The 13,202-nt window shown below is 46.4% G+C and carries 12 protein-coding genes and 1 pseudogene; 1 reads left to right on the forward strand and 12 read right to left on the reverse strand.

Features of this window, described 5'->3' with window-relative positions; genetic code table 11:
• Positions 1-135 precede the first annotated feature (135 nt).
• The 12 genes and pseudogenes from hpaC to BDE27_RS03220 form a co-directional block, all read right to left on the reverse strand.
• On the reverse strand, positions 136-654 hold the full coding sequence (hpaC, locus tag BDE27_RS03165; RefSeq protein ID WP_099133812.1) for a 4-hydroxyphenylacetate 3-monooxygenase, reductase component: 519 nt from the start codon (positions 652-654) through the stop codon (positions 136-138).
• A gap of 21 nt (positions 655-675) precedes the next feature.
• Complete coding sequence (gene hpaB / locus BDE27_RS03170) at positions 676-2,238, reverse strand: 4-hydroxyphenylacetate 3-monooxygenase, oxygenase component (protein WP_099133813.1); 1,563 nt, start codon at positions 2,236-2,238, stop codon at positions 676-678.
• A gap of 204 nt (positions 2,239-2,442) precedes the next feature.
• Positions 2,443-3,396, reverse strand: coding sequence for a 4-hydroxyphenylacetate catabolism regulatory protein HpaA (gene hpaA / locus BDE27_RS03175; RefSeq protein ID WP_099133814.1), 954 nt, complete (start codon positions 3,394-3,396; stop codon positions 2,443-2,445).
• Between the two features lie 53 nt (positions 3,397-3,449).
• A complete protein-coding gene (gene hpaX / locus BDE27_RS03180) occupies positions 3,450-4,817 on the reverse strand; it encodes a 4-hydroxyphenylacetate permease (RefSeq protein WP_099133815.1) in 1,368 nt (455 codons plus the stop codon).
• A 212-nt stretch (positions 4,818-5,029) separates the two neighbouring features.
• Entirely contained in the window at positions 5,030-5,797 is a 768-nt protein-coding gene (gene hpaI, locus BDE27_RS03185) for a 4-hydroxy-2-oxoheptanedioate aldolase (protein ID WP_099133816.1), read from the reverse strand.
• A gap of 18 nt (positions 5,798-5,815) precedes the next feature.
• The gene (gene hpaH / locus BDE27_RS03190) at positions 5,816-6,619 is read right to left on the reverse strand and encodes a 2-oxo-hept-4-ene-1,7-dioate hydratase (RefSeq protein WP_099133817.1); all 804 of its coding nucleotides are present in this window, start codon (positions 6,617-6,619) and stop codon (positions 5,816-5,818) included.
• Between the two features lie 5 nt (positions 6,620-6,624).
• A complete protein-coding gene (locus tag BDE27_RS03195; protein WP_099133818.1) occupies positions 6,625-8,097 on the reverse strand; it encodes an NAD-dependent succinate-semialdehyde dehydrogenase in 1,473 nt (490 codons plus the stop codon).
• Positions 8,098-8,118: 21 nt separating this feature from the next.
• Positions 8,119-8,509 (reverse strand): annotated as a pseudogene (locus tag BDE27_RS03200) (5-carboxymethyl-2-hydroxymuconate Delta-isomerase).
• Between the two features lie 12 nt (positions 8,510-8,521).
• Entirely contained in the window at positions 8,522-9,403 is an 882-nt protein-coding gene (hpaD, locus tag BDE27_RS03205; RefSeq protein WP_099133820.1) for a 3,4-dihydroxyphenylacetate 2,3-dioxygenase, read from the reverse strand.
• Positions 9,404-9,435: 32 nt separating this feature from the next.
• A complete protein-coding gene (hpaE, locus tag BDE27_RS03210; RefSeq protein WP_099133821.1) occupies positions 9,436-10,902 on the reverse strand; it encodes a 5-carboxymethyl-2-hydroxymuconate semialdehyde dehydrogenase in 1,467 nt (488 codons plus the stop codon).
• Entirely contained in the window at positions 10,899-11,663 is a 765-nt protein-coding gene (locus tag BDE27_RS03215; RefSeq protein WP_099133822.1) for a fumarylacetoacetate hydrolase family protein, read from the reverse strand. The genes hpaE and BDE27_RS03215 overlap by 4 nt, the downstream gene beginning before the upstream one ends.
• Entirely contained in the window at positions 11,660-12,292 is a 633-nt protein-coding gene (locus BDE27_RS03220) for a fumarylacetoacetate hydrolase family protein (RefSeq protein ID WP_099133823.1), read from the reverse strand. Before BDE27_RS03220 ends, BDE27_RS03215 begins: the two co-directional genes overlap by 4 nt.
• Positions 12,293-12,679: 387 nt before the next feature.
• Here BDE27_RS03220 and hpaR point away from each other — a divergent pair, with 387 nt between their 5' ends.
• Positions 12,680-13,129, forward strand: coding sequence for a homoprotocatechuate degradation operon regulator HpaR (hpaR, locus tag BDE27_RS03225; protein WP_099133824.1), 450 nt, complete (start codon positions 12,680-12,682; stop codon positions 13,127-13,129).
• The last annotated feature ends 73 nt before the right edge of the window (positions 13,130-13,202 follow it).

The raw sequence follows: 13,202 nt of genomic DNA on the forward strand, positions 1-13,202 counted from the left end.
GCTGATATTCAGAGCAAAGTCTATTAAATATCAATTAAAAAGATATTGATAAAAATTTAGAGATGAAGGCTCTTTGTTAAAGAACCTTCATGTTAGGAGGCTATGTTGAGAATATTTCTGTTTTAATGCGCTTTTTTAAACAACGGTTGCCATATTTTTATCCATCACTGGATGAAAACTACGCTTAAAGTAAATAAGGCCATGACCTTCTTCACGAACAATAATCTGTTTTATTTCTACTAGATATACATAGTGAGTACCGACTTCCTGTACTTGCTTAATACATCCCTCTAAATTGGCGAGTGTCCCTTGTAGCAAGGGTTGTCCCAGTATGCCAGTTTTCCAGATATCCCATTTAAAGCGCTCCTCCATGCTGACACCAGTCATGCCAGCGAAATGGCGTGCCATCAATTCCTGTTCATGATTCAGAATATTGACACACAGCTGGCCATTTTCCTGAAATACCGGATTCATGGCGCTATTGCGATTAATACATACCATCAGAGTCGGAGGGGTATCTGTCACAGAGCACACCGCCGTTGCAGTCATACCGCAGCGCCCCGCAGGACCATCCGTGGTGATGATATTCACCGCAGCGGAAAGGCTTGCCATCGCATCCCTGAAACGCAAGCGATGTTTATTTTCTACAGACATAATAGGCCTCCTGCCACTGATTTATTTCAGTAGCTTATCTAACAGGTTAATATCACAGTTATTGTGTAAGTGGGGACTGGTCCAGCCATTCACATCATAGTCAGAAAGACAGTGATCTACCAATTCCATCATTTTCTTCATATTGCCAGAGCCATAGGCATGACGCAGACATTGCAGGCGAATTTCATCCTGACTGCCGGCATAATTGATTTCGTATAATTCATGGCGACCGCCGAACTCACTGCCAATGGCATCCCACATTAATTTCAAAATCTTGATTCGTTCCACATGATCAATACCATTAGAGCCACGGACATATTTTTCAAGATACTTATTGATCTCAGGATTATTCATATCACGTACACTGGATGGCAAATAAATCAAGCCGCTGGTGACATTGCTTTCAATAATATTCTTGATTTTTGTGTAAGCTATGGGAGCCATTACGCGATAAGTCTGAATCGCCTGAGTATCAGGCAGGTAAGCGCCATTTTCCCACGGCTTGGCTTCTGCCCACATCGCATCTGTCAGTGACCAGAACAGATTGCGCCATGCAACGACTTCTCCCAAATCAGCCTGAACACCGCGGAATTCCACCACGCCAGTACATTCAAGGCTTTTTTGCAACAGTGCCGTAATGAAATCGAGCTTAACGGCAAGGCGTATACAGGCTTGCATGGGGAACAGCCGTGCAAAACCACTTTGCACCGCCCAATTGCGAGCACGATCAAAATCGCGATAAATTAACACGTTTTCCCACGGAATTAATACCTTATCCATGACCAGAATGGCGTCATTTTCATCAAACCGACTGGAAAGGGGGTAATCGAAGGGGGAGCCAGTAGCGCCGGCCACCAATTCATAAGAGGCGCGGGAGATTAATTTCACGCCATTGGCATCCATTGGTGCAACAAACATGAGGGCAAAATCAGAATTATCCCCAATAACCTGTGCAGAGCCAAACCCGATGAAATTATAGTGAGTCAGGGCTGAATTGGTTGCGACGACTTTAGCGCCACTGACAATCACTCCGGCATCTGTCTCTTTTTCTATCTTGATAAAAACATCTTTGACCTGATCTGCTGGCATATGGCGATCAATCGGTGGATTAACAATCGCATGGTTGAAATAGATGCAACTTTCCTGAATGCGCTTATACCAGATACGAGCATTGTCAGCGAATTGTCCATAATATTCAGGATAAGCACCCAATGAGCAGCAGAATGCAGCTTTATAATCGGGTGAACGTCCCATCCAGCCGTAGGTCAGACGTGACCATTCGGCAATGGCATCACGCTGTTGGCGGATATCATCAGCGCTGGTGGCGAAACGGAAGAATTTATGTGTGTAACCACCACTTCCGGTATCGGTATCCCAGCAGAGTACATCGCGGGTTTCCGGGGCATGAAGGGCATCATACAGTTGACCAATTGAAGCAGCCGCATTGCGGAAAGCCGGGTGTGTTGTGACATCTTTGACCCGTTCACCATAGATGTAAATTTCGCGGCTATCCTGAAGTGAACTCAGGTATTCTTTACTGGTAAATGGGCGTTTATGATCAGCACGCAAATTTTCTAGTCTCATAGCAACCTCATGCTCCAAAAAATCCCCTTATTTTGATTTGTTATCCATATGGGGATGGTTGTTAATTTTATGTTTCTTTCACTGTTTGATTGAAGCGACTAAACGGCGCCTCTTGAAGAGACTTTCGGAGGATTTACTGGTACTTTTCGATAAAAGCAGAGAGTTTGTTGCGTAAATGTGATCGGCTTTGTGTTTTGGTAATAATTATTTTTCTGCTTGCTCATCCCAGTTATATAGTTGGCTATATTCCCCAATTACATTCCTCTCCCGCCAAACACTCGGTGAGTACCCCACCAACCGATTAAAAAATCGGGTAAAGTAAGCAGGATCTTTAAACCCAAGCTGATACGCCACCTCAAATACGGGACTATCACTAAACAGCAATAACCGTTTTGCTTCCCGTAGTAGTCGGTCAAAGATCAGTTTTTTTGGTGGACGATTGGCAAAGCGTCGGCACATATCCTTTAGACGAGATTCCGTAATTCCCAATTTTTCTGCATATTCTGGCACGGCAAGATGTTGGTGATAGTATTGATCAATCAATTGGTTAAAGCGCTGAAACAGTTTCAATTCTCCTCTGATACCACCGGAATGATGATCGTCAAGGGGAATACTACGCAGCAAAAAGGTAAACAGAGATTGAGCCAGGAAAGTCAGCGATTGTTCTCGTCCGGTAAATTGGTTGGCAGACTCACGCCCAATCAGTGCCCAATAATGGTTGAATGTTTCCAATTCATCGTATTTATCCGCGACGGAAAGACAAATAGCCGGAATATCAACCAGTTCTCGATGGGTGGGATAAAGCGAATTGAGCAATGGTGTGATCAGCTCCTGACGGACGGTCAGTACATAACCGTCAGTATCTTCCTGCGTAAAAAAAGCATGAGGAACGGAAGGTGGAGTCAGGATAAACAGAGGGGCTTGTACGGAATAATGCTGTTCGTCTAATTGCAGTTCGATCCGTCCTGTCACCAGATAATGTAGTTGGAAAAAACCGTCATGGCGATGCGCCTGCATATTACGCCCGAAAAATGCTGCCATGCGACCGAAAGTTTGATAGTGAATATCATCCGATCCCTGAGTTTCATCATAGTCCTTGCTGATATCGATATTGGTGATGATGGATTTATTGGCTTTGAGCGCATTGGATACAGTCATCGATTTCCTCCTGTATCTTAGTTGGCTAAGGTATATCAATAGCTGTTCGTTATTTACGAGCTTGCCTGTGGCCGTGAATGCTTCATTGGGATCAGGAAAACAATTAATGCACCGATGATCAGTAATCCAGCTACGAAATAAAGTCCAGCACTGAAATTACCTGTTTGATCTTTTAACCAACCGATCAGCAGAGGGCTGACGGCTGAACCCACATTACCAGTCGCATTGATCACGGCAATCCCCACTGCGCGGGCACGCAAGCTAATCGATTGATCCGGCGTTGTCCAGAATACTGCCATAGCGGTAAACGATCCGGTGGAAGCCATAATGATCCCGAGTAATTGCACCATGCTGTTATCAGTCAGTGAAGTTAAAACCCAGCCTGCGGCGGCAAACAGGTAGGGCAAGGCTGTGTGCATTTTGCGTTCTTGCAGGCGGTCTGAGCGGCGGCTCCAGTAAATCATGCCCAAAATCGTGCAGAATTGTGGAATGGCAGTCAAAATGCCGATCATTACATGGCTGCTGCCCTGATTGAAACTCTGCATAATCTGTGGTGTCCAGATATTAATGGCACTTAAGGTGTTGGTCAGACAGAAATAAGCGCAGGTGTACATTAATACAATTGGGGTAAAAACCTCGCGCCATAAGCTGGTTTTTTGTGGTTGGATCTGCTCATTGGGCTGTGTGATAGCCAGCTTGTCGTTTTCTATCATCTCTTGAAGGCATTGCCTATCTTCACGAGTTAACCATTTGGCCTTTTTGGGTGAATCATCCAGATAAAACCAGACAGCAAAACCGAGCAAAACAGAAGGGAAACCTTCCAACAAAAACAACCACTGCCAGCCACGTAGATCCCAGATGCCATCCATTGCCAGAATATAACCGGAAATGAGTGAACCAAACGCCATTGTTACGGGCATAGCAATCATAAACAGCGCATTAGCACGCGCGCGATAATAGGCCGGAAACCAATAAGTCAGGTAAACCAAAATACCCGGCAAAAAGCCTGCTTCCGCAATCCCCACCAGCATACGTAAGATATACAGGCTCGTGGGACCAGTGGCAAACATTGTGGCGGTGGAAGCGATCCCCCATAACACCATAATGGTAGCGATCCAACGACGAGCACCCACAATGCTCAACATTACATTGCTGGGAATGCCGAAAATGACGTAAGTGGCGTAAAACAGCGTAGCGGCCAAACCAAACATGGTGGATGTTAAACCGAGATCTTTTCCCATCGTCAAACCCGCAAAGCCAATATTGATACGATCCAGAAAAGAGAAAACGAACAGAACAAAGAGAAAGAGGATCAGGCGCCGGAATAATTTATTGATGACACTTTGCTGTTGAGCGGTCAGCTTTTTATGTTGATGAGGGGGATTTTCGGATTTTGGTATAGCGTCAGGTGAAATGCTCATTGGTGTTTCCTTTTTATTATTTTTTTATCTTCCCCTCTTTTTCTATTCCTTGTTTTGTGAATTGCTTGGTTTTCCTTTTGGCGGGGATTTAAAATCTATTAGCTATATATGATTGTTTGCACAGCAATTAGGAACCTCAACTGCAATGGCAGATGTCGCGAGCAACATCAGCCATTATTGAGTTATCATTTTTGTCGAAACACTATTGTCGATTATTTGCTGAAATGCCTTGCCAAAGTGTTGGCTGCTCCGGTCAGCAGGATAGTGTCAACCCCTACGGCAACAAATAGCGCACCCAGATCGAGGTAATGTTTAGCTGCATCAACATTGGTCATCAAAATGCCGGCAGACTTGCCGGAAGACTGGATCTGAACAATGGCTTGTTCAATGGCAGACTGGACCTCAGGATGTTGTGGGTTACCGATGTGTCCCATATCTGCACTGAGATCTGCCGGGCCGATAAATACGCCATCGACACCTTCGACAGCCGCTATTTCCGGTAGATTTTGCAGGGCTTCACGGGTTTCTGCCTGTACCAGTACACATATTTCGTCATTAGCACGGGACAGATAGTCAGGAATGCGGTTCCAGCGAGAAGCGCGCGCCAGAGCACTGCCTACGCCACGAATACCTGCGGGGGGATAGCGAGTCGCCCTGACCGCTTCACGCGCTTGCGCCGCATTTTGAATCATCGGGAACAATAATGTCTGGGCACCAATATCCAGCAATTGTTTGACGATCACCGGATCATTCCATGCCGGACGAACAACCGGTTGGCTTGGGTAAGGGGCCATGCCTTGTAATTGGGCAAGAATGGTGGAAATATCATTGGGAGCATGTTCACCATCAATCAACAACCAATCAAATCCCGTTCCTGCCAGTATTTCCGCGCTATACCCACTGCATAGCCCAAGCCATAATCCGATTTGTGGGCGTCCTGCTTTCAGGGTATGTTTAAATTTATTTGTTAGCTGATCCATGGTGTTACCTCAATAGACTTAAACAAAGTGACAGCTAATTGAACCTAACACGCCATAATCCACATGAAAGGTATCACCTTTACGTGCAGGGACAGGGCGGGTAAAAGATCCAGCCAGAATAATCTGGCCTGCTTCCAGTTGAACACCATGCGGTGCCAGTTTATTGGCAAGCCATGCCACACCATTGGCGGGATGATTGAGAACTGCTGCTGCCACGCCGGATTCTTCAATCACACCATTACGGTAGAGCAGGGCACTAACCCAGCGCAAATCCAGTTCATCTGGCTTGATCGGCCGCCCCCCAATAATCACACCGCCATTGGCGGCATTGTCAGAAATAGTATCGAATACCTTGCGTGGACGCTGTGTTTCGGGATCGATGTTGTGACAACGGGCATCGATAAGTTCCAGTGCGGGAATAACGTAATCTGTCGCGTTATACACATCAAACAGCGTACAGTTCGGGCCAGTCAAGGGTTTTGCCAGCACAAAAGCCAGTTCGACCTCAATACGGGGCACAATAAAACGTTCGCAAGGAATGTCACCACCGTCTTGAAAAAACATATCATCCAGCAGGGCACCATAATCCGGTTCATTAATCTGTGAACTGGCTTGCATGGCCTTAGATGTCAGGCCAATCTTATGACCCTTGAGAATTCGGCCTTCCTTGATTTTTAAATCTACCCATTCACGTTGAATGGCGTAAGCATCCTCAATAGTTATCTCTGGATAGTCCAGTGATATTTGTCGGATTTGCTCACGGCTTTGCTCTGCCTGATGTAAACGGCGTGCGACCCGTGATACGATTTCTTGCTGTAGCATAGGGGTTAAGCTCCTTTAGCTTCCAACCCTCCAAAACAGAGGTATTTCACTTCCAGATAATCCTCAATACCGTAACGTGAACCTTCACGTCCCAGCCCCGATTGCTTGATACCGCCAAATGGCGCAATTTCGTTGGAGATCAGACCTTCATTGATACCTACCATGCCACTTTCCAACGCTTCCGCCACACGGTAAATTCGGCCAATGTCACGGGAATAGAAATAAGCAGCCAGACCAAATTCAGTGCTGTTAGCAATACGGATGGCCTCGTCTTCATCACGGAATTTGAACAATGGCGCCAAAGGGCCGAAGGTTTCTTCGTGGGCAACTAACATAGACTCGGTAACATTTGTCAGTACCGTTGGCTCAAAGAACAAACCACCCAGAGCGTGGGATTTTCCTCCCGTCAGAAGGTGTGCGCCGTTGGAAACCGCGTCACGGATATGCGTTCGTACTTTTTCTACTGCCGCTTGATTAATCAATGGGCCTTGCTGTGATGAGCTGTCAGTGGCTGGCCCAACACGAAGCTGTTTCACCGCGTGTGCCAGGCGTTCTGCAAAAGCCTCATAAATACCTTCCTGTACCAGAATACGGTTGGCACAAACACAGGTTTGCCCGCTATTACGGAATTTTGCAGCCACTGCGCCCTCTACCGCAGCATCAAGATCGGCATCATCAAACACGATAAAAGGCGCATTGCCACCCAGTTCGAGGGAGAGTTTTTTCACGGTATCGGCACTTTGTGCCATTAATAACTTGCCAACCCGTGTAGAACCGGTGAACGAAAGTTTGCGCACGATAGGGCTGGAGGTCAGTACTTCACCAATTGCTTTGGCATCCATTCCCGTGACGATATTGAGGACTCCAGCCGGAATGCCAGCCTGTTCCGCGAGAACGATTAAAGCCAGCGCGGAAAGGGGAGTTTCAGCAGCAGGTTTCAGAACCACTGTGCATCCCGCAGCCAGCGCAGGTGCAACTTTGCGGGTGATCATCGCATTGGGGAAATTCCACGGTGTAATGGCTGCAACGACACCAATCGGTTGTTTGATGGTAGCGAGACGGCGGCCCGGCATTGGGGAAGGCAATGTTTCGCCATAAATGCGTTTGCCTTCTTCCGCGAACCATTCGATAAAACTGGCACCGTAAGCAATTTCTCCCATTGCCTCGGTGTGGGATTTGCCTTGTTCCGTACTCAGTATTTCTGCTAAGGCGGTTTGGTTTTCCATCACCAGATGGAACCATTGCCTGAGCGTTTGGCTACGCTGTTTTGCTGTCAGTGATCGCCATGCAGGAAGGGCATTTTTGGCGGCCTCAATGGCAGACTGTGTCTCTTTGGCGCCAAGATCACTGACATTGGCAATGACTTTACCATTGGCAGGGTTAATGACTTCAAAAGTCGCTTTATTTTCCGCATCAACCCATTGACCGTTGATATAGGCCTGTTGACGCAACAATGGTGTATCCAGATGATTTGTCATAGTTTCTTCTCACTAAAATCGTTACTCTTTTGCTTTAAACAGGCTATGAACATTATTGGATTTATAATTCAGCACCGGATCGAGTTCTTCCAGAGTGAAAGAGAGGCCCAGATAACGCCGTGCCATCAATTCACTGAAATGTGCCTTGATTAAGTCAAACAATATTTCTCCGACTTTTTGCCGATCTTCAAGGCTGCGTCCGGCACCAATCTTTAGTGTCATATGAACGAAGGCATAATCTTGTTTACCATCCGCCATTTGCCAGGTATCCAACCAAATGGCACGGCTGCGGATACCGCCCAGCGGAAAAAATGCCCGTATCTGCCAGCGCCTGGTTCACTTTGGTAAATAACTCTGGCAACCTGGCCTCTTCACGGATATTTTCAGTACACTCAGCATAAAAATGTGGCACAGTTTTCTCCTGTCAGGCATTAATTTTATTTTGATTAACAATATAATCTGGCAGCGGGAACACCGCGTTAACCTGTCCTGTCCCTGAGCTGGCAAACAATTCCGTCAAAAACTCCACTTTGCCGTCATATTTGTCCCATCCGAGCAGGCCCAGTAGCATCACGGTATCATGCATGTTGCCTTCTCCCCGACAATATTGCGCATATTCCGGTAGCATTTTGCAAAATTCCCTGAATTTGCCTTCTTTCCAAAGCTGTACGACACGGCGATCCATCTGTTCATCAAATACTCGGGTATAGCTGTTCATGCCCTCTTCAGCCCGTTGATCTTCAATGAAACTGTGTGACAGCGAACCGCTTGCCAATATTGCAACCGTGCCATCGTATTTCTCAATCGCCCGTAAAATAGCCTCTCCCAGTTTGCGGCTGTCTTCAAATGCATGGACAGTACAAAAGGCTGAAATTGAAATCACCTTGAAATGGCGGTCGCCGTTCATATAACGCATTGGCACCAGCGTGCCATATTCCAGTTTCAGGCTTGGGATCTCGTGCGATTGGGCACGAACGCCCATCTGGCGTGCTTCTTCCGCAATCATCCTGCCAAGCTCTGGATTGCCATCATACTCATAGGTCATATCGCGGATAAAATGTGGCAACTCATTACTGGTATAGATGCCGGAAAAATGGTTGGAACAGTTAATATGGTAGGCGCTGTTAACCAGCCAATGTGTATCGAAGACAATAATCGTATCGACACCCATCTCACGACAGCGTCGGCTGATCTCTTTGTGTCCGTCAATAGCACCTTGCCGGCAACCGTGATGCTTGCCTGGTAATTCAGACAGGTACATAGAAGGTACATGTGTAATTTTCGCTGCTAACGCTAACTTTCCCATAAACCCTCACTTGGTATCAGGATGGCAGTTATTCAAACACCCCAACGAGGAATAGGGTGCTCTCCCATTGAGATACAGACGTTCTTCACTTCAGCAAATACTTCAAAACTGTATTCCCCGCCTTCACGTCCCACACCGGAAGCTTTTATACCGCCAAATGGCTGACGCAGATCGCGAACATTCTGGGAATTAACAAACACCATGCCTGCTTCAATGTTACGTGCCAGGCGCAAAACTTTGCTGACATCTTGTGTCCAGATATAAGAGGCAAGGCCATATTCCACGTCATTGGCCATCCGCAGCCCATCCTCTTCGCTCTTGAACGGCAGCAGACAAGCGACAGGGCCGAAGATCTCTTCCTGTGCCACGCGCATGTGGTTATCCACATCTGCCAGGACTGTAGGGCGCAAAAAGTGACCATTTTTTAGATGAGCAGGTAAATCGGCAGGTTTATCGGGACCTCCGGCCAGCAGTGTGGCGCCTTCTTCGATCCCCAATCGGATATAATTGGAGACTTTTTCCCAGTGTTGCTGGCTGATTAAGCTGCCAACCTGAGTTTGCGGATCTTGGGGATCACCGACACGTAACCGATTAGCGCGTTCAGCAAAGCGTTTGACGAATTCGGGGTAGATACTTTCCTGGATGAAAATGCGGGAACCTGCCGTACAGCGTTCGCCATTAAGGGAGAAAATGGTGAACAGGGCGGCATCCAGTGCGCGTTCAATATCTGCATCTTCAAAAATGAGGACAGGGGATTTTCCGCCTAACTCCATCGAGTATTTTTTTAGTCCGGCATTTTGCATGATCAGGCGACCCGTTGCTGTCCCTCCCGTGAAAGAGACCGCGCGCACATCATGATGTTTTACCAACGCATCGCCTGCGGTGTTACCGTAGCCCTGTACCACATTCAATACTCCAGCCGGAATGCCAGCTTCCAGCGCCAATTCGCCCAGACGGTTAGCCGTCAACGGGGAAAGTTCGGACATCTTCAAAACGGCTGTATTTCCCAGAGCCAGGCAAGGCGCAACCTTCCACGTAGCCGTCATAAAAGGCACGTTCCATGGGGAAATCAGTGCGCAAACACCAACGGGCTGGATTAATGTATAGTTAAGCATTGTGTCATCAACGGGATAAGTACGCCCGTTCATCTGCTGGCAAATTTCAGCAAAAAAATTGAAATTTTGCGAAGCCCGTGGGATCAAGACATTTTGTGTCTGATGAATGGGAAGACCCGTATCCTTGGTTTCCAGCGCAGAAATATCGGGAACATTTTGGTCGATTAATTCACCCAAACGACGCATCAAACGAGCGCGTTCTTTCATTGGGGTATTTGCCCATTTGGGGAAAGCCTGTTTGGCCGCCGCAACGGCTTGGGCGATCTCTTCCTGCCCGCCTGATGCAACCTCAGCCAGCACCTCGCCTGTTGCAGGATTGGTCGTTGCGAAATAGGTTTTGCTGCTGACATTCTTGCCGTTGATCCAATGGTTAATCATGGTCATGACAAACTCTCCTCATATTCTTGCTGGCTGACAATGCGATTCACTAAGCGCCCAACACCTTCGACTTCTACGATGACTTCATCCCCGGGAACAACATTGGATAACCCTTTGGGTGTTCCTGTAGCGATCATGTCACCTGGTTGCAATGTCATGAAATCGCTGAGATAGGTGATTAAGAAAGGAATATCGAAAATCAAATCGGCAGTTGTGCCTTGTTGACGGAGTTCACCGTTCACCCATGTTTTCAAGGTTAAATTGTGCGGGTCAGCGATCTGCTGTTTCTCTATGATCCACGGGCCGATTGGGGTGAGTGTATCGCGGCTTTTTACTCGCAGATTAGGACGATAGTAATTTTCCAGATAATCACGAATGGCGTAATCGTTACAAACGGTATAACCCGCAACGTAATTCATGGCCTCTTCTCTGGAAACTTTGTGAGCGGGTTTACCCATCACGACAACCAATTCTGCTTCATAATGCATATATTCCACATTATCAGGACGGACAGAAACCTGACGGTGTCCGGTTAAGCTATTGGCTGCCTTGATAAATACCAGTGGTTCTTCTGGTGGCTTAAATTCCAGCTCTGTTGCGTGATCGGCATAATTTAGCCCCAATGCGAACAGCGTTCCGTTGGCGGGGGGAAGCCATACAATCTCTTCACCGCTGACCCTAGTTCCATCTGGCAAGAGGACATGCTCCTGTTCGTCAACCGTGACATTGAGATCCTGGCCCTGATAATGAATTTTGGCGTATTTCATGCCTGACCTCCTGCTAATACAACGCTATTTTCCAAATCAGGGAAACCCTTAGCCTTGACCGTGACTTTATCGGCAGGATGAAGGGTAATGCGCTGGTGGGGCGTTCCCAATAGAATTGCATCACCCGCTTTTAAGGTGGCGAATTCGCTCAATGCTGCTAATAATTCTGATGCTGAACGGACGAGGTCTTCGGTAGACCAACGATCAACTTCCTGGCCGTTGATTTCAGTCACAATATCGAGTGATTCTACCGAGTTGGTCTTGATCATTTGGCCTATCGGACAAAAACCGTCCCGACATTTTGCTTTAATGGCAGGACGGTAGAATGACGTTTCAGGCAGGCTAACTTCGTTTGCCAATGCGTAACCAGCAATATACTGTTCGGCATTCTGAACTGAAACTTTGCGTGCTGTTTTTCCAATCAATAGCGCCAGAGTTGCGCCGCTTTGTACCGTTTCCCCGATAGGATGCGGAATAACATCCCCTGAATTAATCACGGTATTGCGGGGTTTGATAAACCAAATAGGTGTTTTGGGGGGTGTTTTATACGGTTCTTTGTTAAATGCCTCATGCCAGAAGCTGATCTGGCTACTGTGGTTGAGGGCAACGGCAAAGACAGTGCCTTTCATGGACAACTCCTTGAAACCTGAATGACGTGTTGCAGGATCTCTTATTAATATATTAATAAACCATGTATTGGCAATCTTCAATATGTTAAGAGGATTGTTAATTTTAATTGTGATCTATGTAACAACACTTTATTGTTGATCATTTTTACTACATAAAGATCAGCCTGTTATATTTTCAATCAAGGTCATTTGAGATTGGATTTAACTTTTATTTAACTTTTTGTGGGTGGGATAGTTTTATTTATTTGTTAATGTTGAAGTCTTTCCCCTTTGTGGATGATTTTGAGCGTGTTAGGCTTTTTGGTGTTCATGTTGTCTATAATAAACAGCATGGGCGTTAAACTTATAGAGAATGACTAGCGATTAACTAAAGAGTCACTTTTACTTATGCATGAATCCTTGACAATTGCATTGCTTCAAGCGAGAGAAACCGCTATGGGTTTTTTTCGGCCTATTTTGAAGAGCTATAATTTAACTGAACAGCAATGGCGTATTATTCGTGTACTTGCGAGTAGTCGTTCTATTGATTTTCATGACTTAGCTTGTCTTACTTGTATCTTGCGTCCAAGCCTGACAGGCATTTTGACACGTATGGAGCGTGATGGGCTTATCTTCCGCCTGAAGCCTATGAATGATCAGCGTAAGCTGTATGTTTCTTTGACTCCGGCTGGCCAGGAACTCTATGAGCAAGCAAAAGGGCAGATTGCTGAGGGATATAAGGCGATTGAGAACGCTTTTTCTCCAGAAAAATTGTCCCAACTTTTAGGGTTATTGGATGAATTTATTGCTATCGGAAACCTCTCTCAAGCAGATTTGGATGAAGAACGCGAACTGTAGATTGAAGGTTTATTAATATATTAATTAGTTAACTAATCAAGTCAGTATAAAGGCCGCCATAATGAATTGCATA

The sequence above is a fragment of the Xenorhabdus ehlersii genome (genome assembly GCF_003610465.1).
In the GTDB taxonomy this organism is placed as follows: domain Bacteria; phylum Pseudomonadota; class Gammaproteobacteria; order Enterobacterales; family Enterobacteriaceae; genus Xenorhabdus; species Xenorhabdus ehlersii.

Bases quoted from the DNA above. Each gene is read 5' to 3' on its own strand.
- hpaD (WP_099133820.1), bottom strand. From the start codon at position 9,403: ATGGGAAAGTTAGCGTTAGCAGCGAAAATTACACATGTACCTTCTATG.
- hpaE (WP_099133821.1), bottom strand. From the start codon at position 10,902: ATGACCATGATTAACCATTGGATCAACGGCAAGAATGTCAGCAGCAAA.
- BDE27_RS03220 (WP_099133823.1), bottom strand. From the start codon at position 12,292: ATGAAAGGCACTGTCTTTGCCGTTGCCCTCAACCACAGTAGCCAGATC.
- hpaC (WP_099133812.1), bottom strand. From the start codon at position 654: ATGTCTGTAGAAAATAAACATCGCTTGCGTTTCAGGGATGCGATGGCA.
- hpaB (WP_099133813.1), bottom strand. From the start codon at position 2,238: ATGAGACTAGAAAATTTGCGTGCTGATCATAAACGCCCATTTACCAGT.
- hpaI (WP_099133816.1), bottom strand. From the start codon at position 5,797: ATGGATCAGCTAACAAATAAATTTAAACATACCCTGAAAGCAGGACGC.
- BDE27_RS03215 (WP_099133822.1), bottom strand. From the start codon at position 11,663: ATGAAATACGCCAAAATTCATTATCAGGGCCAGGATCTCAATGTCACG.
- hpaA (WP_099133814.1), bottom strand. From the start codon at position 3,396: ATGACTGTATCCAATGCGCTCAAAGCCAATAAATCCATCATCACCAAT.
- hpaX (WP_099133815.1), bottom strand. From the start codon at position 4,817: ATGAGCATTTCACCTGACGCTATACCAAAATCCGAAAATCCCCCTCAT.
- hpaH (WP_099133817.1), bottom strand. From the start codon at position 6,619: ATGCTACAGCAAGAAATCGTATCACGGGTCGCACGCCGTTTACATCAG.
- BDE27_RS03195 (WP_099133818.1), bottom strand. From the start codon at position 8,097: ATGACAAATCATCTGGATACACCATTGTTGCGTCAACAGGCCTATATC.
- hpaR (WP_099133824.1), top strand. From the start codon at position 12,680: ATGCATGAATCCTTGACAATTGCATTGCTTCAAGCGAGAGAAACCGCT.